Consider the following 21938-nt stretch of genomic DNA (forward strand, 5'->3'; position numbering starts at 1 on the left):
TGTCAGGCGGGGCGGGCGCGCAGGTGGGCGCGTTCGCCCTGCTTGCCGAAGATGACCAGCAGTTCCACCGGCTGGTCGTTGTCGGGGCCCAGCCAGTGAGGGAGGTGGGTGTCGAACTCCGCGACTTCCCCCGGCCCCATGACCAGGACGCGGTCGCCGAGGTGAAGGCGGAGCCGGCCGTTGAGGACGTAGACCCATTCGTAACCCTCGTGCGTCCGGAGCTCGGGCTCACCCGCAGTGGGGCCGATGATGAGCTTGTGCGCGTGCATGCCGCCCGGCCTGCGGGTCAGCGGCACGTACGTCATGCCGTCGCGCGTGACGGGGCGCAGATGCACGCGGGGATCGCCCGTCTTGGGAGCGCCGACGAGATCGTCGAGCGGGACGTTGTACGTGCGTGCCAGGGGCAGCAGCAGTTCCAGGTTGGGTTTGCGGCCCCCGCTCTCCAGGCGGGAGAGCGTGCTCTCCGAGATTCCTGTGAGGTCGGCCAGCGCGGCCAGTGTGATGGCGTGCCGGCGGCGCAGGTCCCGTAGCCGGGGCCCGACACCGGCCAGCACCTTCTCGAAGTCGTCCATGCCCCGCATCTTGCTGAACCGGCATGACGGATTACAACTCTTCCTCAGCTGGGCGCACCCTCCTGGCGTCGTGGTCCACGTCCCTTGTGGACCACCGAGCCCCTGCCCCTCGTCGCGTCGGTCGCCACCCTCATGGTCGTGCTGGACGTGTCCATCGTGAACATCGCGCTGCCGCAGGCGCGTCCTCGTCATCGGGCTGTTGGGCTTCGTCGCGGCTTCCATGCTCGGCGGCCTGGCGCCCAATCCGGGGACCCTGTTCACCGCACGCGCCCTGGAGGGCGTCTTCGCCGCGCTTCTGGCTCCCGCGGCGCTCTCCCTCATCACCGTGGCGTGGCCTTCACCGACCCCGAAGAACGTGCCAAGGCCTTCGGGATCTTCGGTGCGTTCCAGGGCGGCGGAGGAGCCGTCGGGCTTCTCCCGGGCGGCGTCCTCACCCGGGCCGCCTGACACGGTGCGCGCCGCGGCACGCCGGTCCGCACGAGGAGCGGGGCCGGGCGGTCAGCCCAGCAGTCCGTATACCTGCCACGCGGGCCACGCGACCACCAGCCCAGCCAGCACGAGCATGGCGGCCACCAAGACCTTTCCGTGCCGGTGCCGCGACAGCGGCGGCACGTGGTACGCCGCGCAGACCCAGCCGGTGAAGGCCAGCAGGCTTCCCACCAGTATCGCGGGACTCGAGCCCGACGGGCAGGGGACGCCGTACCTGCCGCCGCAGGAGTTGCCGGGCATCTGATGGAATCCCCACGCGATGCCCACCACACCCAGTGCGAGCACCGCGCCCGCGATGACGACCAGGAGCACCGCCCTTCTCAGTGGCCGCAGCTCGTCGGTTCGCTCCGTCATGCTTCCCCCCGGAAGTCGGTCGTCACCGCCCGCGGCGGCAGGCCAGTGTAAGCATCTCGGCAGAGGACGCCCTTGGTCGGCTCAGGCTGCCATGAGGAGCGCGGCGGCGGTGGCGCACAGACCGCTGTGGTCGGTCATCCGGGCGGCGAGGTTGCCGGCGCTGTGGTGGCGGCAGCGGACCGCGCAGGGTGCCCACCTCACGCCCGTCCCCGGTCCGGCACAGCAGGTGCTGGGAGGCCAGGCCGGCTTCGGCTCGGCGCGGCTGGTGGTCTTCCAGGCGCTGGCCGCCGTCGGGACCAAACACGAGCAGGCCGACACCGTCGTGCGAGGCGGCCTGCACGACGGCCGCTGGTCCCGGCGTGGGAGGAGCGGCGGCCCGAGCCCGGTGCGGGCGCGGCTGGGTGACGGCCGGGTCCGGCGGCGTGCCGGGGCCGGCCGTCGTTGGATCTCTCAGGTGCGCGGCCGGGCCGCGGCCGGGCTCGAGGTGCTGGGCGCGGTCCGGGTGCTGAACCCGCGCTGCTGGGCCGTGGCCCGCACGAACGAGATGTGGGTGGGACACGTCTCGACCACCGCCACCTCCAGGCCGTCGGCGTCGACGAGGGCCAGGCGCTCGGCGGCGGCGGGGACCTGCCCGTAGCGGTCGCGCATCCCGCGCCCGACGCACACCTCGCACTCGGTGTAGGAGCCGGGTGGAAGGGGCGGTGCGGGGACCTCGACGGTGATCTCGCGGACGACCTCGACCACTTCGATACGGGTCATCGCGGCGCGCTGTGCGGCCTTGACTTCTTCGGAGTCCACCTGGGCCGGCGGCATCGTCCACTTCGCCTCGATGGCCGCGGCCCTGGAGGCCAGGTCGGCCAGCCGCTGCTCGGGCGGCAGTGCGAGACGGGCCTTGCGGGCAAGTTTCGCGGCGCGGTTGCGTTCGTTCTCCGCGCGCCGCCGGGCCTTGAGCTCCGCCTGCTCCACGGCGTCCCGCCGACGTCGCGCCTGGGCGTGCCGGACGTCGCCCGGCGTCGGTGTCCCTGCCATCCCCGTCTCCTCACGAACCGGCCGGCCTGAGCCTGCTCGGCAGCAGGTTGACGACGCCACCCGCCGCTGCCGGGCTGTTCCAGGACGCGGTAACACGATCGGGTGCCGAGCCGACCGCGGCGAGCCGGACCGGTACGAACCACCGGCCACACACGGCCCAGTCGCTGCCTCGTCCGGACGGCGCGCGGTGGTGGCCACGGCCGTCCGGCAGGTCGGGGCTGTCGGGCGGTCAGCCGGCCGTCCGGGCGAGGTCAACCTCGCCGGCCTCCACCAGGGCCCGGCGCGACTGCCGCGTCCCGGTGGAGCGTTCGACCTCCGGCAGCGCCGTGGCGGCGTGGAGCACGGCGCGGGCGGCGCCGGGGGGGCGGTGAGCGCGGTCAGCAGTCGGCTGGCCGCGGCCGCGCCGCCGGGGCCTGTGGTCCGGGTCCGTCCAGGCGGCCGCCGGATCGCCCAGGACGTCGTCGGCGCGGTGAGCAGGGCGCGGGCGAGGTGCTGGTCGGCACTGGGCGGGTGCTCGCGGACTGTGGCCAGGAGCGGGCTCCGTCCGAGGGCGGCCGGCAGCAGCGGGTCGGGGCCGCCCCGGACCCGGGAGCCGGGAAGCGGCCATGCCGGACGACGAGCCGCACCTGCGCAGCCTCCCGCCACGCGTCGGTGTCCGAACCCTCGGTCTGCGGGTGACACCGGCGGAACAGACGGGCCGGACCTCCGTGCCGTTCCGGCCCGCCTGTTCCGCGAGGTGACGGGCCGAGCCGTCACCTCGCGGAGGTGGGTCGTCAGTTCCAGGTGTAGGCGTCGAAGTTCCGGCTGAACTCCCAGTTGTTGAAGCGGTCCCAGTTGATCGACCAGGTCATCAGGCCGCGCAGGGACGACCAGGTGCCGTGGGTCTGGTAGGAGCCGCAGTTCTGCTTCTTGGTGAGGCAGTCCAGGGCCTTGTTCACCTCGGCGGGACTGGTGTGACCGTTGCCCGCCTGGGTGGAGGCGGGGAGGCCGATGGCCACCTGGTCGGGGCGGAGGCCGGGGAAGAAGCGCTCGGCGTTGCCGGCGACCGGGAAGCCGGTGAGCAGCATGTCGGTCATGGCGATGTGGAAGTCGGCGCCGCCCATCGAGTGGTACTGGTTGTCGAGGCCCATGATGGGGCCGGAGTTGTAGTCCTGGACGTGGAGCAGGGTGAGGTCGTCGCGCAGCGCGTGGATGACCGGCAGGTAGGCGCCGGCGCGCGGGTCCTGGCCACCCCAGGGGCCGGAGCCGTAGAACTGGTAGCCGAGCTGGACGAAGAAGGTCTCCGGGGCCATCGTCAGGACGAACTTCGCGCCGTACTTCGCCTTGAGGGCCTTGACCGCCTGGATGAGGTGGACGACGACCGGGCTGGTGGGGTTGCGGAAGTCGGTGTCGCCGGCCTGGAGGGAGAGCGAGTGGCCCTCGAAGTCGATGTCGAGGCCGTCGAGCCCGTACTCGTCGATGATCTTCGAGACGGAGGAGACGAAGGCGTCGCGGGCGGCCGGGGTGGCGAGCTGGACCTGCCCGTTCTGGCCGCCGATGGAGATGAGGACTTTCTTGCCGGCGGCCTGCTTGGCCTTGATGGCGGCCTTGAATTCGGCGGGTGACTCGACGCCGGGGCACTCGGCGGCCGGGCAGAGGCTGAAGCGGATGTCGCCCGAGGTCACCGAGGTGGGCTCGCCGAAGGCGAGGTTGATGACGTCCCAGGAGTCGGGTACGTCGGCCATGCGGGTGTAGCCGGAGCCGTTGGCGAAGCTGGCGTGGAGGTAGCCGACGAGGGCGCGGGCGGGCAGCTCGCCGCCTGCCCCGCCTCCCCCGCCTGCGGAGGCCGTGGTGGCGGTGACGGCCGTGGACTTCGCGGACTCGCCCGCGCTGTTGACCGCCGAGACCTGGAAGGAGTACGCGGTGCTCGGGCTGAGGCCGGTGGCGGTGTACGAGGTGCCGGTCGCGGTGCCGAGCGGGTTCCCGCCCCGGTAGACCTTGTACGAGGTGGCTCCCGCGACGGCGGGCCAGCTGAGCGGCACCGAGGTGGCGGTCGGGGTGCCGGCGGTGAGGCCCGTCGGGGCGGCGGGGATCTGGACCGGGTCGCCGCCGGGCCCGATGAGGGAGAGGTCGTCGGCCTGGTAGGCGGGGGTGCCGTACCAGCCGTGGGTGTAGACCGTGACCGAGGTGGTGTTCGCGCCGGTGGTGAAGGTCTTGGTGAGCTTCTGCCAGTCCGGGGCGGACTGGGTCCAGGCGTACCCGTCGGTGGTTCCGGTGCCGGTGACGCCGAGGTACACGTAGCTGCCGCGGACCCAGCCGTTCAGCGTGTAGGTCGCGTTCGGCTTCACGGTGACGGTCTGGGAGCACTTGGCGTTGTCGCTGCCGGCCGGTGTGGCCTGCAGCGCCTTCGTGCCGCTGCGCACGGGGGTGGTGACGGCGGCGCCGCTGCCCGCCGTACAGCTCCACCCGTCCAGGCCGGCCTCGAAGCCGCCGTTGCGGGTGAGTTCGGAGTCGGCGGCCTGGGCGGCCGGAGTGAGCGCGGCGAGCCCGCCGACGGCGAGCGCGCCCACCAGCAGCAGGGCGAGAGGTCTGGTGCGGTCCACGACTGCCTCCGGGAGTGAGGGATCGGAGTGGAGCGCGCCACAGCATGGTCCAGACCAATCAAGTGGTCAAGACCTCTGTACGGGACTCGACGAGCGGGCCGACGACCACACCCGTCCGCGTGTGCGTCCGCAGCGCCGGCGTCAACGGTCGCCGCAGGAGGGAACCGTGCGCAGCGCCACCACGCCTCGGTCGGTGCCGTTGCCGGCCGGTCTTCTCGGGAACGGCGTGCGTGATGCCGCGGGCGGTCAGCGGGAGGCGGACAGGACCGGGTGGCCGATGTGGTGGTGCTCGACGTCGACGCCCCGCGCGCCGCTCCACGCGGTCCAGACGCGGCGGGCGACCGCTTCCCGTGACCGCTGGCGCTCGGGTGCCCGTCACGGCAGTACCGCGGCCCCCCACGCACCACGCCCTGAACAGCTGGACGAACACACCCCGGCACGCTTCCGCGCGACGCGCGCGGGGTTCGCCCTCACACGGCCAGAGCCTGTTGAAGGGTGGGGTAGCAGGGGATGATGCCGTCCAAGCCGACAATCCTGATGACGTGCATGACAGACTTGAAGGGACCGGCCAGACGCAGCCAGCCGCCTGAGCCTTGGGCGGCGTGGTGGGCGGTGATGAAGGCGTTGATGCCGCTGGAGTCGATGAAGGTGACAGCGCTGAGGCTGATCACCGTGCGGGCCGCAGCCGCGCCGTGGGGGAAGAGCAGGACGTCTCGCAGGTGATCGATGTTGTGGTAGTCGATGTCGCCGTGCAGTGTGATGACGCTGATGGCTTCGGCGGCCGTGGTCTGCCCGGATGACAGCTGACCGTACGGTGCCCCGTAGTGGGATGGCATGGATGCCTTCGATGAGCTGTCGAGGACAGGGAACTGGGGTCCTGTCCGGGGATGGACGACTGACGGGCCCTTTCGAGGATAGGCATTGTCTGCTCGCGGCGTCTGCGGTCCGCCGGCCGGCCTGACGGGTGGCCCAGGGGGCGGAGACAGCCGTGACGCGGGGAAGCGGAAGGGAGCAGGTCGTGCTGCAGCTGACCGGCCGCAGCGAGGACCTGACGGTCGCCGCACTTCCACAAGACGTCGATCTCTGCGCCTGTGAACCTCTTTCGTCCTGTGCTGCAGGGGTGAAATGAGCTGCTCAGTGGGGGTGGTGACGCGGCAGGGCCCCTCGTCGCCGGCGTGGTGATTCCACTCGGCACGCCGGCGACCGGAGGGGCCCTGTTGGTTCCGTATCCGCCATGCTCGGCGTTCCTCACGAGCCGGTCGAGCATGTCTTCTGACTCCTCCACGCCCGAAGGCGTGAACTGAACTCGCCGTGGCGGAAGCCGGGCTGTTTCCAGCAGGCCTTGCCCGCCCTGGCACATCTCCGGAAGAACGAGACATTCGCCCAGCTCGACACTGGTTTCGCTGCCTCGGGGCAACGGCCCGGCGCCATGCCGACGAGGCCCTGGACGTCCTCGCCTCGCGGGCACCCGGCCCGCACGAAGCCCTTACCGGACTGGGCGAGGGCAATTTCGTCATCGTGGACGGCACGCTGATTCCGATCGAGCGCACCGCTGCGGACGAGCCGTACCACTCGGTCAAACACCGCGAACACGGCATGAACGCGCAGGTCATCGCCCGTCCGGATGGCACCCCGCTGTGGTTCTCGCGCGCAGCCCCGGGACGTACCCATGACCGGCCCGGCTGTTCCCACCTGCAGTCACGTCACACCGCACGGGCCGAGTCGAACCGGCGCCGCGCCTCCTCGATATGGTCCAAATAGGTGCGGGTCCAGGCGCACATGCCGTTGACCGTGGTGCGCAGTGCCTGGCCGGCTTCGGTGAGGCGGTATTCGACACGTGGCGGCACCACCGGGTGAACGGTCCTGTCGACCAGCCCGTCTCGTTCGAGGTGCCGCAGTGTCTGGGACAGCATCTTGTGACTGATGCCTCCGACCTGCGTCTGCAACTCGGTGAACCGCAGGGTGCGGTCAGCCAGGACGTTGATGAGCAACAACGCCCATTTGTCGGCCACGCCCGCGAAGACCTCACGGGCCAGCGAGTCGGCGCGGGTGAGATCCGTGTCGGCCGGATCACGGGCGGGGTGCTTGGTTACCACGAGGTGCCCCTCTCACGAAAAGGTGCGTTCTTCCAGTTCGGAGCACACTCTCCTACGGTTAGTCCGTTCCTGCTGGAGATTGAGGCAGCCTGAACGGACCCCTGGAGCAACGATGATCCTCAAGACGTACGCCCGTCTTTGGGCCGACGACCTGAGCACGGCCCTTCCCCTGCTGGAGCGCCTGACGGGAACGCGTCCACACTTGCACTTCGCCTTCGACGAGATCGAGCTCGCCGCCATCGGTGACTTCCTGGTCATCGCCGGACCTGCCGAGGAACGCGCTCGGTATGCCCACGCCACGGCCACAGTGATTGTCTCCGACCTGGATCAGGCGCGCGCGGCCCTGGACGAGGCAGGCGCCGAGATCACAACGGGGGAGACAACCAGCGCAACCGGCCGCTTCCTCTACGCCCGTCATCGGGGCGGAGTGGAGGCCGAGTACGTCGAATGGAAGCCGGAGGTGCGGCGTCAGGTACTCGGCGCGTAGGTGTCGGCCTCGGTGAGAATGCCGAGCTTGACCAGGCGTTTCAGCTTGGTGCGAGTGCCTTCGACATCCTTCGGCAGCAGTTCGTGGCTGAGGGCCTCGCAGACATCCTTGGTCCGTAGTGGTCCGGCCGCGTGGCGGAAGGCGTCGAGGATGCGGGTGGCGTGGCCCCGCCTGAATTGCAGCAAGGCAGGACACCACTCAGGGCGCCGGCCGTTCCATCACGGCCCGGCCGGTGGGTGCGGGTTCCCCACCCACCGGCCGGGCCGCTCGAAGCCCTGTGCCACGCGCTACCGCGCCCCGGAAAAGCCGGCCTCACACGGACAGGCGCCCCGGCCCTCAGGACAACCCCCTTCGTCCCAACCACACCCGCCCATGCCTGGGAGGCGCGGTCCGAGGGCCGTCAGGAGACGACGGTGAGCTTGGCGGTGACTGTGCGGGAGGCCGGGTGGTACCGCTTGTAGTGGCTGGCCAGGGACTTGATGTCGGCGGGCTTGAGCTTGATGCAGCCGTTGGACTTGTAGTCGCCGTTGCCGTCCCAGCGCTGGGACTCGACGTTGCGGTTCTGGCCACCGCTGCGGGTCATCTCGCTGTGGATGAACAGGTCGGTGCGGGTGGTGGTGCCCGCGGAGCACTTCTTGTTGTTCAGGCGGAAGGCGACGCCCTTGATGATGCTGCCGTTGTAGCTGGGGTGGAGCGTGATGTCGTAGGAGCCGTTGGGCAGCCACCCCTTGTTGCGGGTGCAGTCGTTCTTCACGCCGATGCCCGATCCTGCCCGCCAGGAGACGTCCACGATCTTCCTCTGGCGGCCGTTGTCCTCGACGCGGTAGACCCGCCAGTACAGACGCGAGTTGCTCGGGTCGGCGGGGTTCTTGTCGAAGATCAGCCGCGTGGAGTAGCCCACGGCAGCCGTGCCGACGGGTGCGGCGGCCGCCGGCGCTGCCAGGGCCAGAGTGGCGGTGGACACGGCCACGGCGGTGGTGGCGGTGATCTTCCTCAGGTTCCGCATGGTTTCTCCTTGTGGTTCGGCTACGGCTCCGCCGTGGCCGTGGACGGGCAATGCGCGCAGGTCTCCCGGCGTCCGGGGGCGGCTTCGGGCCGCGGCCGTCAGCCTGCATCGATCGGGTCTGCCGCGGCGCCGTTCCGTGCCACGATTCGAGGAGGTTCGAAGGGAAAGGGCCGCGGGTGCGGCGCGGCCGGACAACGGGAGGGTCATGATCGAGCTCACCGTCGACGCCGCGGGGCTCGCCCGTTCACGCTTCGCCGTGTCGCCGTTGCACGAGGTCGTCGCGACGCTGCTGCCCTGGGGCCTGCAGCCGGCGCCCGGTGCCGATCCGTGGGTCGCTCGCGCACGGCGTGTGCTGCGTCGGGCCCACCTGCCGTTGCTGTCCGAACTGGCGCTGGACGGACCCGGTTATGTGCCTGACTTCCTCACCCCGTACCCCTGCGGCCCCTCCCCCACCGTCGAGGAGGAACTGGAGCGGGTCCGGTGCACTCCCCCAAGGCGTGTCCTGGGCGAGCTGGAGGCGTTACGCGTCGGACGGCCGTGCAGCGGCCTTGCCGGTTCCGGGCTGCCGGAGGGGGTGCGCAGGGCCATGATGCGAGGTGGCGCGCATGTGGCCCGGCAGGCGGCGGACGAGTTACGGCGTTACTGGGAGCTGGCGTTCGCCCCGCACTGGGAGGCCGCCAAAGCCGTCCTCGACGCGGAGGTCGGCCGGTGCGCCGGGATGCTGGCCGGACACGGAGCAGCGAGGCTCTTCAACTCCTTGCACCCCGCGGTCGAATGGGCGGGGGGCACTTTGCGTGTCGAGGGCGGGTTGCGGATTGCGCTGCCGGTGCCCATGGTGGTCGTCGTGCCGTCGATCGTCGCGCCTCGGCCGGGTGTGGGAGTGGATCCCACGCGAGAGGAGGACCGGCCCCCGACGCTCATCTATCCGGTGCGTGACAGGGTTGTCGTCGACGCCATCGCTCCTGCGGTCCCCTCCGCCGAGATCGCCCGTCTGCTCGGCCCCACCCGCGCCGGGCTGCTCGCCGCGCTGACGCGGCCGGCTTCCACCGCGCAGTTGGCGGCGCGTTACTTCCTCAGCCCCGCCACGGTGTCCTATCACCTTGGTGTCCTGCACCGGGCCGGTCTCGTCACTCGCGCCCGGTCGGGCCGGTCGGTGCTCTACCGTCGTACGCTCGAGGGATCCCGGCTGGCGAGAAACCGGTAGGCAGGGTGACGACCCCGCGGCACCGTCATCCCGCACAGGACATCCCGCCGTCCTCGTCCGGCCGTCCCTCGTCGCCGTCCTCGCGCAGGCACCGGTACTGGACGCGGGAAGGAATCGGCCGCGGGTGCGGGCTGCAGCGTGCTCGGGCCGATGCGACAGGTGCCGCTGGGCTGGAACTGGTCGACGGCGAGACCAACGGCGGCACGGGCGCACCGACCGGGACGGACCTGCTGCATCGACGCCCCGAGGGCGAAGCACTCCCTTCCTCACGGTCCGTCGGCGGCCCCGCGCCGTCTGCTCAGGAGGCCTGACCGGTGTAGCGGAACGTCACCCGCACCCGTGCCGGACTCCGCAGCTCCTCGGCATCCGAAGGTACGCGCTCGAGGAGGATTGCTCCGGCCGACGGTGTGCCGTACCGGACCGGCTCTCGCAGGACCTCCAGGCACGCCTGCTCCCTGCCACGAGCTCGTGCCCGGCACCCGGAGTCCGGAGAGACCCGGCTGCGGGCGCAGGACGTGGAGGCGTGGATGAACGCCGTCGGCGTGGACGGCGTGGCCGTCGCTGCCGCCTGCTTCACCACGTCCCTCTCCCTGTCGGCGATGGACGTGGTTCTGGACGGCATGCGCATCAAGCACGCCCGCGGGGAGGAGAACCTCTCCCGTCCGTCCCGGCCCGCGCGGGCCCTGTCCTTCTCCGGCGGGGCAGCCGGGGCAGGCAGGCGGGCTGCGGTGCAGGGTGCGCGGTCCGACGCGACCGGCAACGTCAGGGAGCCGGCCGGACAGCCGGACACATCCTGGTCCGGAGTCCGGTCCGCGACACGCGCGCGGCCCGGTGGACGGGTGCCGGGGTGTCGCGCTCGGGTGGTGCTACCACAGGACGATGGATACGGGCCACAGGCACACAGCCGCCCCTTCGGAGCAGATGTACCTGCCGAAGCACAGGATTCTCGCGCTGACCGACGGCGTGGTGGCCATCGCCATGACGTTGCTGGTGCTCGACATCGACGTGCCCGAAGGGCTCCGGGGGCAGGCTCTGGTGGACGCGCTCGACGACGTGCAGGGCCAGGTGTGGACGTTCCTGTTGAGCGCTGTCGTGATCGCTCTGTTCTGGCGGGTCCACCACTCGGTGCTGCGCGACGCGGAGTGGATCAACGGCTCCCTCTTCTGGTGCAACGTCGCTTTTCTGGCGCTGGTCTCCTTGATCCCCTTTCCGACGAGGGTGCTGGCCGACTACGGCCACCGGCCGCTCGGACCGGGCCTGTACGGCGCGGTTATCGGCACGGCCGCCCTGGTGCTGTACGTGATGGCCGTGTGCATCGCCCGGGGATCGGGGCGCCGGAGGCCCTTCCCGCCCTTTCCCGCGCAGGCGTGCGTCTTCCTTCTCTCCGTCGGGATCGCCCAGTTCTCACCCCTGGCGGCCGTCTACAGCTGGATCGCCTCCGTGCCCCTCTCCGTGCTGGCCCACCGGCACGCCGCCCGCGCCTCGCGGGCCTCCGGGCCCTGACCGGAGACCGGCGGCAGGACGACCGCACCGTCTCGTCGTTCGGATCGCTCGTGCCGCCTGGGGGAAGGTGCCGTCAGGACGGCGGATGCCGCCGGCCTTCGGTCGGCTGCGGCTCTGTTGGAACGGCCAGGGCCGGCGGGTGGGCCGTGGTGCAGGTTGCGCGGTCCGACGCGACCGGCAAGGTCAGGGAGCCGGCCGGCCGTCTCACGCCGTCGCAGGTGCCCTCTCGGCTGCGGAACGGCGTTTCCCGTACGCGACGGTCAGCACGCCCAGCAGTGGCCCCCACAGGGTCAGCGGCGCGTAACACAGATAGAACCAGGCAGTTTCCCAGCCGCCGACTCGGCTGGGGTGGTCGGCCGGCAGGGCGCCACCTCGGACCGTGGTCCCCCTGATCTCGGAGACGACGAACAGAAGGGTGAACAGGAGGGTGAGGCTCGCGGCCCCGATGGTGGCCAGGAGGACGGCCACCCTTCTCGGAACCCGGCGGTCGCGAAGGAACGGGATCCAGCGCGGGAACACCTCACCCCAGTGGGCGATCAGACCGATCGCAGCGAAAGCGAAGACCTCGGACAGAACCGACAGGAAGACGACGTACATCCGTTCACCGAGTCCGCGGCCGTCGCCGAACGCGGCCGGGAGCCGCCAGATACTGGAAGGAAGGACGGCCAAGGGCACGGCGTAAGCCACGAGCCGAATCCGTCGTGACACTCCGGCAACGGGCTCGTGGGCCGTCCGCCATACGACGCGTAAGCGTCCGAGGGGGACGGTAGTGGATTCCTGGGCGTGCTGGAGCTGCTGCATGGGCGGTCCTCGGCTTGGATGAACTGCTGTTCGACTGTTCAGTAAGGAAGATCCCAGCCACGAGGGCTCCGAGCGTCACTCCGAAGGCCGACTCGGCTCCGGCTGACGGCCGATGAAGGGGTACGGCCGGGGAATGAGTAACGGCCTGTCGACGGTGCGGGTCAACGGATGGCCGTGAGGAAATCGACGTCCGCGAGCTCCTGGCCCTGGCTTGCGCGTTTCCCGCATGGTGAACCGTCACCGCAGTGGCGCCTCCGCGGAGCCGCCCTCATCGAATGACCGGGCTCACGCATCCACGGTTGCGCTTGACTGCTTTGTGCAGGATGCAAGCGTTCCGAGTCCTTTTCGGGAACGACTTCACGCTGCACCATTCGGCAGTGGGTTTTATGGGAGCAAGCAGGCAGGGCCCAGGCCGGCAAGGACCAGGCTCCGGTCACGGAGGTACACGGCTCCCCAGTGCTGGACCGTGCAGTCGACGGTGGCGTGCGCTCCTCTTGCCTGCAGACAGCACGACCCGCGAGAGCGGTAATGCACACGCGTGGGACATCGGGCGCGGGCAGGCTGCGTCATATGTTATGACTGACAGCCAATCAGGACGCTGCCTACACTGTGGCAGCGCCATCCACCCCAAGCGCCTCGACCGACCCGCCCCTTCTCGCGCGCACCCCGCACTTGTCCCGGCGTTCCGGCACGGCAGTGACCCGGCTCGGCGCGTCTTTCGCCTGTCACGAAGGAGTACAGCCATGTCTCGGGTTGTCGGCTACGCCTCAGGGGTTTTCGATCTCTTCCACATAGGTCACCTCAACCTGCTCAGACACGCCAAGGCACAGTGCGACCATTTGGTGGCCGGCGTACTCACCGACGAGGCGGCAGGCCACAAGGGCCACGCCCCCGTGGTACCGCTGACCGAACGAATGGAGATCGTGAGCGCCGTCAAGTACGTGGACGAGGCGATCGTCGACCACACCCTGGAGAAAATGGAGGCATGGAGGCAGGTCCGGTTCCACAAGCTCTTCAAGGGCGAGGACTGGAAGGGCACCGCCCGCGGCAGGCAGTGGGAGCGTGACTTTGCCGAAGTAGGTGTGGAAGTCGTCTACCTGCCGTACACGATGCACGTTTCAAGCACGAACCTTCGCCAATTGATCCAGAGCGTGATCGATGACGCCGACAGGCGGCTGGGTCAGTAAGCTTCGCCACCAGGCCGACGAGAACTCAGCCGACGATCAGGAAAGCCGTAAGCGCGGTGTCCTGCCCGGTACCTTTTGACATTCCGGACACCGAAACGCTCGAAGAGGCATTGCCTGTCGCCTCCAGGCCGGTCCTCATCCGCGTCAGCGTCTCGGCTTGCGCATTTCAGAGCTGCTGGGGACGCCCTTGCCCGTATCGGCCTTGGCGATGGTGAAGGCGGGCGAGCTGTGGACGCCGTTCCGGCGGAGGAGCATTCCGGCGGAGGAGCATCGCCGACGGAGGTCATACGCCCGCAAGGGCATCGAGTCCTCCACGCGGTTCGACCGATGCCGCCGGGTCGTCGGGAGAACGGTCTTCTGACTCGCGGGACGCCGAAGGTTGCGCTGCCGCTACGAGCGCAGGCTCGGGCACTTCCTGGCCTTCACCGGCACAGCCGCGGCCCTCGTCGGCTCATCACGTGAAACGACGCCCGAGCCCTGCTCAGCGGGTCCGCGCCTCGCGCGGCCGGGTTTTCCGCCGCCCCGCCAATACCGAGCCGTTCGGGATGCCGGTCTGTCGCTGAAGGATGCGACGGGACGGTTTACCGTGGAAGAAATAGACCAATTATTCAATTTCTTTCATTTTGAGCCTCAAGGGGTCACGATGATCGAGGAACTGCTGATGGTGGGCGGGTCGCTGGGGGCCGTCGGCGCGGTATATCTGGCTGCGGCGGTGCGGGTCGTCAAACAGTACGAGCGGGGTGTCGTCTTCCGTCTGGGAAGGCTTCGGACCCCGGCACGCGAGCCGGGTCTCACGCTGATCGTTCCGGCGGTGGACCGGCTGCGTAAGGTCAACATGCAGATCGTGACCCTGCCGGTGCCCGCGCAGGAGGGGATCACGCGCGACAACGTGACCGTGAGGGTGGACGCGGTCGTCTATTTCAAGGTCGTCGACGCGGCCGACGCGATCGTCCGGGTCGAGGACTATCGTTTCGCCGTTTCCCAGATGGCACAGACGTCGCTGAGGTCCATCATCGGCAAGAGCGACCTCGACGACCTCCTGTCCAACCGGGAGAAGCTGAATCAAGGCCTGGAGCTGATGATCGACAGCCCAGCGGTCGGGTGGGGCGTGCAGATCGACCGGGTCGAGATCAAGGACGTGTCCCTGCCTGAGAGCATGAAGCGCTCCATGGCCCGACAGGCCGAGGCGGCCCGGGACCGGCGAGCCCGCGTCATCAACGCCGACGCAGAGCTCCAGGCGTCGAAGAAGCTGGCCGAGGCGGCTCAGCAGATGGCCGACACCCCCTCCGCGCTCCAGTTGCGGCTGCTGCAGACGGTGGTGGCGGTGGCCGCCGAGAAGAACTCCACCCTCGTCCTGCCCTTCCCCGTGGAACTCCTCCGCTTCCTGGAGCGCGCCGCCCAGCCACAGGCTGCTGGAGCGGTCGGGCCGGTCACCAGGCCGACGACCATGGCGCCGCCGCCCACCGCGACGGCGCCGGGCGAGGGGGCGGCGGAAAGCATTGTCGAGCGTCTGCGGGACCTTGCGGAGTATCCGCAGCGTGCGCAGGAGCGGGGCAGGTGAGGCGCTTGACGGTGACGTTTCCTTGCGGCCGAGGCGGCTGCTGGTGAGGCCGGGGCGGGGGCGTCTGCGAGCTTTCCCGCTCCGCCTGGAACGTCACCGGGCCGACCGCGCGGCCCTCCGGGGGTGAAGCGGTTCTGCGGCGCCCGCCCGGCTTCCGCCCGTCGTGTACGTGCTCGCGCTGGGCACGTTCCCGATGGGCACCACGGAGTTCGTCGTGGCCGGCACCGTCTTCGCCGCACTGCCCCTGATCCCCGCCACCGTCCTCGCCCTGAACCGCCGCCACCGACCTCGACGGCGTCCCGGCCGGCCACCAGGACACGGCCGACCGCAGGGGCCTGAAGGTGCCCGGAGGGGCGAGGACGCGTATACGCGTGTGGGCACTCGGATGGGATGTCGCGCCGCCGCCCGGGACCGGCGGGTTCCGGGCGGCGGCGGGGTGGTGGGGCGTGATGTCCCGTCTAGAGGGTCCTCTCCAGGCGGTCGGCGACCAGCCTGACGAACTTCGAGGGCTCCTTCGGGCGGCCGCCCTCGGCGAGGACCGCCAGGGTGTGCAGGAGTTCCGCGGTGTCGGCGAGTTCCGTACGGTCCCCGTCCTGCGCGTACGCCCGGTTCAGCCCCTTGACGAGCGGGTGCTCCGGGTTGAGTTCGAGGATGCGCTTGACGGCGGGCACCTCCTGGCCCATCGCCCGGTACATGGCCTCCAGCGCCGGGGTCATGTCGTCGGTGTCCGAGACGACGCAGGCCGGGGAGACGGTGAGGCGGGAGGAGAGGCGGACCTCCTTCACCTCCTCGCCGAGCCGCTCGGTCATCCAGCCGAGCAGACCGGCGTACTCCTCGTTCTGCCCGTCCTTCCCGGAGTCCTTGCCCTCCTCCCCGTCGGTGCTCTCCGTGCCGAGGCCGATGTCGCCCTTGGCGAGCGAGCGCAGCTTCCTGCCCTCGTACTCGCCGACCGTCTCGGCCCAGACCTCGTCCACGGGGTCGGTGAGGAGCAGCACCTCGATGCCCTTGGCCCGGAAGGCCTCCATGTGGGGCGAGTTCTCGATGGCCTGCCGCGAGTCGCCGGTCATGTAGTAGATGTCCGTCTGGCTCTCCGGCATGCGCTCGGCGTACTGCGCGAGCGTCGTCGGCTCCTCGGCGTCGCGGGTGCTGGCGAAGGAGGAGACGGCGAGGAGGGCGTCGCGGTTGTCGGGGTCGGTGACCAGGCCTTCCTTGAGGACGGCGCCGAACTCCCGCCAGAAGGCGCGGTAGCGCTCCTGGTCGGTGTTCATCATGTCCTTGACCGTGGACAGGACCTTCTTCGTGAGGCGGCGCTGCATCATGCGGATGTGCCGGTCCTGCTGCAGGATCTCGCGCGAGACGTTGAGCGAGAGGTCCTGCGCGTCCACGACGCCCTTGACGAAGCGCAGGTAGGAGGGAAGGAGTTCGGCGCAGTCGTCCATGATGAAGACGCGCTTCACGTAGAGCTGCAGTCCGTGGCGGTAGCCCTGGGTGAACAGGTCGTGCGGGGCGTGGGAGGGGACGAAGAGGAGCGCCTGGTACTCGAACGTGCCCTCGGCCTGCAGACGGATCGTCTCCAGCGGGTCACGCCAGTCTTGGCTGATGTGCTTGTAGAGCTCGTGGTACTCGTCGTCCGAGACCTCGTCGCGGGAGCGGGCCCACAGCGCCTTCATGGAGTTGAGGGTCTCGGGCTCGCCTGCGGCCGTCTCCTCGTCGGTGGCGGCGTCGGACGTGGCGGTCCCGGCCGGGAGCAGCCGGACGGGCCAGGTGATGAAGTCCGAGTAGCGCTTGACGATCTCCCGGATCGTCCACGGGGCGGTGTAGTCGTGGAGCTGGTTCTCGGGGTCGGCGGGCTTGAGGTGGAGGGTGACGGCGGTGCCCTGGGGCGCGTCGTCGACGGTCTCCAGCGTGTAGGTGCCCTCGCCCCGCGAGGTCCAGCGGGTGCCCTGTCGTTCTCCGGCACGCCGGGTCACCAGGGTCACCTCGTCGGCCACCATGAAGCTGGAGTAGAAACCGACGCCGAACTGCCCGATGAGACCGTCGGCGCCCGCCGTGTCCTTGGCCTCCTTCAGTTCCTGGAGGAACGCGGCGGTGCCGGAGTTGGCGATGGTGCCGATGAGACGCGTGACCTCGTCGTAGGACATCCCGATGCCGTTGTCCCGCACGGTCAGGGTGCGGGCCTCCTGGTCGGCCTCGAGTTCGATGTGGAGGTCGGAGGCATCGGCGTCGAGGGACTCGTCCCGCAGCACGGCCAGACGCAGCTTGTCGAGCGCGTCGGACGCGTTGGAGATGAGCTCCCGCAGGAAGACGTCCTTGTTCGAGTAGACCGAGTGAATCATCAGCTGGAGCAGCTGACGAGCCTCAACCTGGAACTCAAACGTTTCGGTCGGCATGATCCGCGTATACCTCTCAGGGTCGCAGGCGTGGGAACCGGAAGTGGTACGCGCCTACTCTAGATCGCCGCGAGGGGGCCGGGGGGCAGGACCGGTACGGCCGGACGGGCCGGCGCGAGTTCCCGGAGGTCCTTCCCCTCGCCGTCCCCGGGCCGCGGCCGCCGCTCCCCCGCGCCCCGCCCCTCGGCTGTTTCCCCGCTTCCGGCCACGGGTACCCGCCTGCGCACGCTCCCGTTCCGGCAGAGGGGACATGGTGGCGTGACAGTACGGATCGACCCCTTTGTGACGGCCGAACCGGAGCCCGGGGCCGGGGCCGGAGCCCTGCGGGTGACCTTCGCCTCGGGCCGTGCCGTACGGGTGGAGTGCTCCGTGCCCGTGGACGGCGTCCTGCGCCTGCGCACGGACGGCCTGCCCGGGCCGGGTGGCAGGAGCGGGCCGGACCGGGATCCGGAAGGGCCGTGCTCCCGCGCGACGGGTGCCGCCGATCCCGTCCTGCTGGACCTGCCGCACCGGCCGGCCCGGCTCGCCCGTGTCGCGGGAGGAACCGAGATCACCGGCCCGGGCGTGCGGGCGGTGTGGGAGTCCGGCAGGGACGGGGGCGGCGGCTCCCCGGGTCTGCGGTTCGGGGCCTTCCGGCGGTTCTGCGAGCCCGAGGGCGACACCCTCCCCTTCACCGCCGGCTGCCTGCTCGACGACGGCTGTCCGGCCGGATGGGCGGAGACCGTCCACCTCGCTCCCGACTCCGCCGTCCACGGGGGCGGCGAGAGCTACCAGGGCCCCAACCTCCGTGGCCGTCACCGCGCGCTGCGGAACGTCGAGGAGAACCGTGCGGCGGGCCGGGACTCCGCCTACCTGAACGTCCCTCTGCTGTGGTCGGACGCCGGCTGGGGGCTGTTCGCGCACGCGGGCGGGCCGGTGCGGGCGGACCTGGGCGCCACGCACGCGGAGGCGGCCCTGGTCGAGATCCGCAGCAGCGCCCTGGACCTGTTCCTCGTCTCCGGTGACGCCCCCACCGTCCTCGCCCGGTACCGGGCGCTCACCGGCCGCCCGTACCGGCCTCCGGAGTGGGTCTTCGGGGTGTGGATGTGCCGCTCGTCCTACTTCACCGCGGAGGAGATGGTCCGCACGGCGGACGGTCTGCGGGAGGCCGGCTGCCCGGTCGGCCTCATGCACGTCGACGAGTGGGCGTCCGAGGCCGTCCTGGAGACCGCGTCGTGGAACACCGGCGCCGACCGCGACCGCTTCCCCGCCGGCTGGGCCCGCCCTCTCCACGAGAGGGGCATCCGCACCAGCCTGTGGATCAACCCCTACGTCGAGCAGGGCACCTCGCTCACCGACGACCTGGTCTCCCGCGGCTTCCTGCTCCTCGGCCCCGACGGCAGGCCGGTCCCCACCTCCGGCAACCCGCGGACCTACCTGGTCGACTTCCTCAACGCCCGGGCCAGGCAGTGGTGGTGCGAACGGCTGGCCCGCACCCTGCGTGAGGAGGGTGCCTCGGCGGTGCTGGCCGACTTCGGGGAGGAGATCCCGGAGGAGGCCGTCTTCGCGGACGGCAGCCGGGGCGTGGACCGGCGGGACACCTACGGTCTCTTCTACCAGGACACGGTGGTGGAGGCGGGCCGCAGGGTCCACGGCGACGCGTTCGTGTCCGTGCACCGGTCCGGCACGGCCGGGTCGCAGCGGACGGCCGTCCACTGGGCCGGTGACCTGCCGTCCACCTGGACGGGTCTGGTCTCCGCCGTGCGCGCCCTGCTGTCCATGTCGCTGAGCGGCTTCTCCGTCGTCGCCCACGACGCGGGCGGCTACTGGACCCCGGACTCGTTCGCCCGGGCCCACGAGCTGCGCCGGACCATGACTCCCGACGCCCTCCCCGCCGACGTGGAGCCGGAGTTGTACGGCAGGTGGGCGCAGTGGGCGGCGTTCTCGCCGGTGATGCGGTTCCACGGCATGGGCCGCCGCGAGCCGACGGCCTACCCCGAGCCGGTACGCGGTGCCGTCCTCGACGCCTGCCGCCTGCGGCCCCGGCTGAGCGGCTACCTGGCCGAGGCGGCCGGCGAGCCCCTGCCGCTGATGCGCCCGATGCCCCTGGCCGTGCCCGGCGACCGCGCCGCCCGTGACGCCGACCTGCAGTACCTGCTGGGCCCGGACGTGCTGGTCGCCCCGGTGCTCGAGCCGGGAGGCGAGCGCACGTTCTACGTCCCGTCCGGGGTGTGGCTGCCGCTGATGGGCTGCCCGCCGCTGCAGGGGCCGGGCTGGCGCACCGTGCTCTGCGCGGCCGACGAGTTCCCGGCGTACGTGCGCGCCGAACGCGGCGTCGACGGGGTGCTGACCGGCGCGAAGAGCTGACCCGGGCCTCGCCCCGCCCCGGCGTCCTGCGTGACGGGCTGGGACAATCGAGTTCTTCGTACGAGGAGACTTCCCCTTGAGCACAGACACTCCGCCGGTCGCCGAGGGCGACGCCTTCTGGCAGGAGCGCCGGACCTGCTTCCTGACCACCTTCCGGCCCGACGGCACACCTCACCTCGTTCCCGTCGGGGTCACCTACGACCCCGGGACCCGGATCGCCCGCGTCATCAGTGACGGCGGAAGCCGGAAGGTGCGCAACATCCGGGCCGCACTCGCCACCGGCGCGGAAGCCCGTGTCGCCGTGGGGCAGGTCGAGGGCCGGCGCTGGTGCACCCTGGAGGGCACGGCCGTCGTCAAGGACGACCCCGCCTCCGTCGCCGATGCCGTGTCCCGGTACGCCGACCGGTACAGGACCCCGCGGGTCAATCCGAACCGGGTCGTCATCGAGATCACCGTCACCCGCGCCATGGGAACCGCCAGGCCCTCCGGCTTCGACGCCTAGGAGCGGGTGTCCGTCCCCGGTCGCCTTCCCGGCCGCGGGCCCTCGTGGTCCGCCCGGTCGGCCGCGGGTACGGGCGTCCCGGCGCGGGCGGCGGCCGGGGGCGCCGGCGCGGGCGGCGCCCGCTCCCCGAGGCACTCCCGGTTCCTAAGCGTCCGCATCGCGCGGGGAGCGGGGTGTTCAGGCGCGCTGGATCCAGTCCGCGTCCAGGCGGTCGGCCAGGCCGGCGGCGGTGAACGCGGCCTCCAACTCGTCGCGGCCCTCGGTGAAGTGGGCCCAGCCGTCGTGGTGGACGGGGACGACGCGGCGGGCGCCGAGGATCCGGGTGGCTTCCGCGGCCTGGGCGCTGTCCAGGACGAGCAGCCCGCCGTCGAAGAGCATGGGGAAGCGGGGTGCTCCGGCGAACAGGACGGCGGTGTCCACGGCACCGAACCGCGCGGCGATCTCCCTGACCGCCGCGAGGGAGGCGTTGTCGCCGCTGACGTAGACGGTCGGCAGCCCCTGACCGGTCAGGACGAAGCCGACGACCTGGCCGGTGAACGGTTCGACCTTCTCGCGCGGGCCGGGGCCGTGGACGGCGGGAACACCGGTGACGGTGAGCGTGCCGCCGTCCGGGCGCTCCAGCTCGATCGACTCCCAGTCGGCGAGGCCCTTGGCCCTCTCGCCCAGGCGCTCGCCGCCGCCGGGGGTGGTGAGGGTGAGAGGGACGTCGGCGAGCAGAGCGCGGCCGGAGGTGTCGAGGTTGTCGGCGTGCTCGTCGTGCGAGAGCAGCACCACGTCGACGGGGCCGATGTCGGCGGGCGAGGTGGCGGCGGGCGTGGTCTTGACCAGGGTCGGACCGGGCGAGGGGTACTCGCCGGGACCGTCGAAGGTCGGGTCGGTCAGGAAGCGCAGGCCGCCGTACTCGAACAGGGCGGTCGGTCCGCCCAGGACGCGGACCGGGAACTGCTGGACATCGTGCCGGGACATGTCATCTCCTCGCTTCTCACGGATACATCACGCGTTTTCCGTGACACCCACGGTAAGCGGGGCTCACGGAAAAACGCAATCGCTACCATGAGAGTCATGGACGAGACCCTGGCCGCCGACCTCACGAAGTCCGCCCTGCCTCCCGCCCCGGGCGCCGACCGCCACCGCTCGCTGGACTTCGCCGACACGGCCGCGACACTCCCGGCCGGCCAGAGCTACGACCTGCTCGCCACGCCCGCCGCGGCCATGCGCTGGCTCGCCGGCCACGACCTGACCACCCCCGACGTGCGGCTGTACGAGGTGTGCGCCCGGCGGATGCGCACACTGCGCGGACACGTACGCGCCCTGTTCGCCGCGCGCGTCGACGGCACCGCGCCGTCCGAGGAGTCACTGCACGCCGTGAACGCGGCCCTGACCGCCGTGCCCACCGCTCCCCTGCTCGCCTGGGACGGCGCCCGGGGACCTCGGCGCGTCCAGGCGCACCCCACCGACCAGGCCGTCAACCACGCACTCGCGACCCTCGCGGCCGACGCCGCCGACCTGCTCACCGGCGCGGACGCCGACCGCCTCGCGGCCTGCGGCTCCGCGCCCTGCGACCGCTTCCTCCTGCGCACCCACGGCCGGCGCCACTGGTGCTCCACCCGTTGCGGCGACCGCGCCCGCGCCGCCCGCGCCTACGCCCGCCGCGGCGGCGGCACAGGGAACTGAACGCCCGGCGCCGCGGGGAGGCGGAACCTCCACGTGAGCACGCGCCGGAAGCTTCCGCGCCCGGGCCGGACGGGCGGCGCGCGCCGCCGGCCATGACGGGCCCGTTCCGCGCGGGCAGCGGCCTCCGCCACGTTCGGCCCGGGCCGCCGGGCGGC

Annotated in this window: 19 protein-coding genes and 1 pseudogene; 9 read left to right on the forward strand and 11 right to left on the reverse strand. The window is 71.1% G+C overall.

Translation table 11 applies throughout. The features are described from left to right. Positions 1-2 precede the first annotated feature (2 nt). From A2U95_RS00680 to A2U95_RS00705, 5 genes are all read right to left on the reverse strand, one after another. Entirely contained in the window at positions 3-572 is a 570-nt protein-coding gene (locus A2U95_RS00680) for a helix-turn-helix domain-containing protein (protein ID WP_206282787.1), read from the reverse strand. Positions 573-1070: 498 nt separating this feature from the next. Then, positions 1071-1415 (reverse strand): hypothetical protein, encoded by a 345-nt coding sequence (locus A2U95_RS00690; protein ID WP_166020304.1) that lies wholly within the window; start codon positions 1413-1415, stop codon positions 1071-1073. A gap of 450 nt (positions 1416-1865) precedes the next feature. After that, positions 1866-2444 carry a hypothetical protein gene (locus A2U95_RS00695; RefSeq protein WP_166020305.1) on the reverse strand — a complete coding sequence of 193 codons (579 nt, stop codon included), beginning with the start codon at positions 2442-2444 and terminating at the stop codon, positions 1866-1868. Positions 2445-3217: 773 nt separating this feature from the next. After that, complete coding sequence (locus A2U95_RS00700) at positions 3218-5026, reverse strand: chitinase (RefSeq protein WP_166020306.1); 1809 nt, start codon at positions 5024-5026, stop codon at positions 3218-3220. Between the two features lie 470 nt (positions 5027-5496). Then, the gene (locus A2U95_RS00705; protein WP_166020307.1) at positions 5497-5862 is read right to left on the reverse strand and encodes an STAS domain-containing protein; all 366 of its coding nucleotides are present in this window, start codon (positions 5860-5862) and stop codon (positions 5497-5499) included. Positions 5863-6201: 339 nt separating this feature from the next. Here A2U95_RS00705 and A2U95_RS00710 point away from each other — a divergent pair. Next, positions 6202-6718: pseudogene (locus A2U95_RS00710) on the forward strand (transposase family protein); the annotation flags it as partial. An 11-nt stretch (positions 6719-6729) separates the two neighbouring features. Here A2U95_RS00710 and A2U95_RS00715 read toward each other — a convergent pair. After that, a complete protein-coding gene (locus A2U95_RS00715) occupies positions 6730-7122 on the reverse strand; it encodes a winged helix-turn-helix transcriptional regulator (RefSeq protein ID WP_166020308.1) in 393 nt (130 codons plus the stop codon). Between the two features lie 112 nt (positions 7123-7234). Between A2U95_RS00715 and A2U95_RS00720 the strand changes: the two genes are divergently transcribed. Next, positions 7235-7609 (forward strand): VOC family protein, encoded by a 375-nt coding sequence (locus A2U95_RS00720; protein WP_166020309.1) that lies wholly within the window; start codon positions 7235-7237, stop codon positions 7607-7609. Here A2U95_RS00720 and A2U95_RS00725 read toward each other — a convergent pair. Both A2U95_RS00725 and A2U95_RS00730 read right to left on the reverse strand, forming a co-directional pair. Next, complete coding sequence (locus A2U95_RS00725; RefSeq protein WP_166020133.1) at positions 7591-7794, reverse strand: hypothetical protein; 204 nt, start codon at positions 7792-7794, stop codon at positions 7591-7593. The two genes, A2U95_RS00720 and A2U95_RS00725, sit on opposite strands and share 19 nt — an antisense overlap. Before the next feature lie 215 nt (positions 7795-8009). Continuing rightward, on the reverse strand, positions 8010-8615 hold the full coding sequence (locus A2U95_RS00730; protein WP_206282788.1) for a L,D-transpeptidase family protein: 606 nt from the start codon (positions 8613-8615) through the stop codon (positions 8010-8012). 205 nt (positions 8616-8820) lie between these two features. On the opposite strand from A2U95_RS00730, the gene A2U95_RS00735 reads away from it, so the two are divergent. After that, on the forward strand, positions 8821-9819 hold the full coding sequence (locus A2U95_RS00735; RefSeq protein ID WP_166020310.1) for an ArsR/SmtB family transcription factor: 999 nt from the start codon (positions 8821-8823) through the stop codon (positions 9817-9819). Between the two features lie 879 nt (positions 9820-10698). Beyond that, positions 10699-11322 carry a TMEM175 family protein gene (locus tag A2U95_RS00740; protein WP_166020311.1) on the forward strand — a complete coding sequence of 208 codons (624 nt, stop codon included), beginning with the start codon at positions 10699-10701 and terminating at the stop codon, positions 11320-11322. A gap of 204 nt (positions 11323-11526) precedes the next feature. On the opposite strand, the gene A2U95_RS00745 is transcribed toward A2U95_RS00740, so the two are convergent. Next, positions 11527-12009 carry a hypothetical protein gene (locus tag A2U95_RS00745; RefSeq protein ID WP_420856938.1) on the reverse strand — a complete coding sequence of 161 codons (483 nt, stop codon included), beginning with the start codon at positions 12007-12009 and terminating at the stop codon, positions 11527-11529. A gap of 857 nt (positions 12010-12866) precedes the next feature. Between A2U95_RS00745 and A2U95_RS00750 the strand changes: the two genes are divergently transcribed. Both A2U95_RS00750 and A2U95_RS00755 read left to right on the forward strand, forming a co-directional pair. Further along, on the forward strand, positions 12867-13310 hold the full coding sequence (locus A2U95_RS00750) for an FAD synthase family protein (RefSeq protein ID WP_166020313.1): 444 nt from the start codon (positions 12867-12869) through the stop codon (positions 13308-13310). Between the two features lie 643 nt (positions 13311-13953). Next, positions 13954-14871: a slipin family protein gene (locus A2U95_RS00755; RefSeq protein WP_166020314.1), complete on the forward strand. Its 918-nt coding sequence runs from the start codon at positions 13954-13956 to the stop codon at positions 14869-14871. A gap of 458 nt (positions 14872-15329) precedes the next feature. Here the strand turns inward: A2U95_RS00755 and htpG are convergent, their stop codons facing one another. Beyond that, positions 15330-17261, reverse strand: coding sequence for a molecular chaperone HtpG (gene htpG / locus A2U95_RS00760; RefSeq protein ID WP_166020315.1), 1932 nt, complete (start codon positions 17259-17261; stop codon positions 15330-15332). Between the two features lie 258 nt (positions 17262-17519). Between htpG and A2U95_RS00765 the strand changes: the two genes are divergently transcribed. Together A2U95_RS00765 and A2U95_RS00770 are read left to right on the forward strand one after the other, a co-directional pair. Further along, complete coding sequence (locus A2U95_RS00765; protein ID WP_166020316.1) at positions 17520-19607, forward strand: glycoside hydrolase family 31 protein; 2088 nt, start codon at positions 17520-17522, stop codon at positions 19605-19607. Between the two features lie 76 nt (positions 19608-19683). Beyond that, positions 19684-20109 (forward strand): pyridoxamine 5'-phosphate oxidase family protein, encoded by a 426-nt coding sequence (locus A2U95_RS00770; RefSeq protein ID WP_166020317.1) that lies wholly within the window; start codon positions 19684-19686, stop codon positions 20107-20109. Between the two features lie 177 nt (positions 20110-20286). Here A2U95_RS00770 and A2U95_RS00775 read toward each other — a convergent pair whose 3' ends face one another. Next, positions 20287-21075 carry an MBL fold metallo-hydrolase gene (locus A2U95_RS00775; RefSeq protein WP_166020318.1) on the reverse strand — a complete coding sequence of 263 codons (789 nt, stop codon included), beginning with the start codon at positions 21073-21075 and terminating at the stop codon, positions 20287-20289. A 96-nt stretch (positions 21076-21171) separates the two neighbouring features. On the opposite strand from A2U95_RS00775, the gene A2U95_RS00780 reads away from it, so the two are divergent. Beyond that, positions 21172-21783, forward strand: coding sequence for an ABATE domain-containing protein (locus tag A2U95_RS00780; RefSeq protein ID WP_166020319.1), 612 nt, complete (start codon positions 21172-21174; stop codon positions 21781-21783). Positions 21784-21938 lie beyond the last annotated feature (155 nt).

The organism is Streptomyces chilikensis (assembly GCF_001642695.1).
Taxonomy (GTDB): domain Bacteria; phylum Actinomycetota; class Actinomycetes; order Streptomycetales; family Streptomycetaceae; genus Streptomyces; species Streptomyces chilikensis.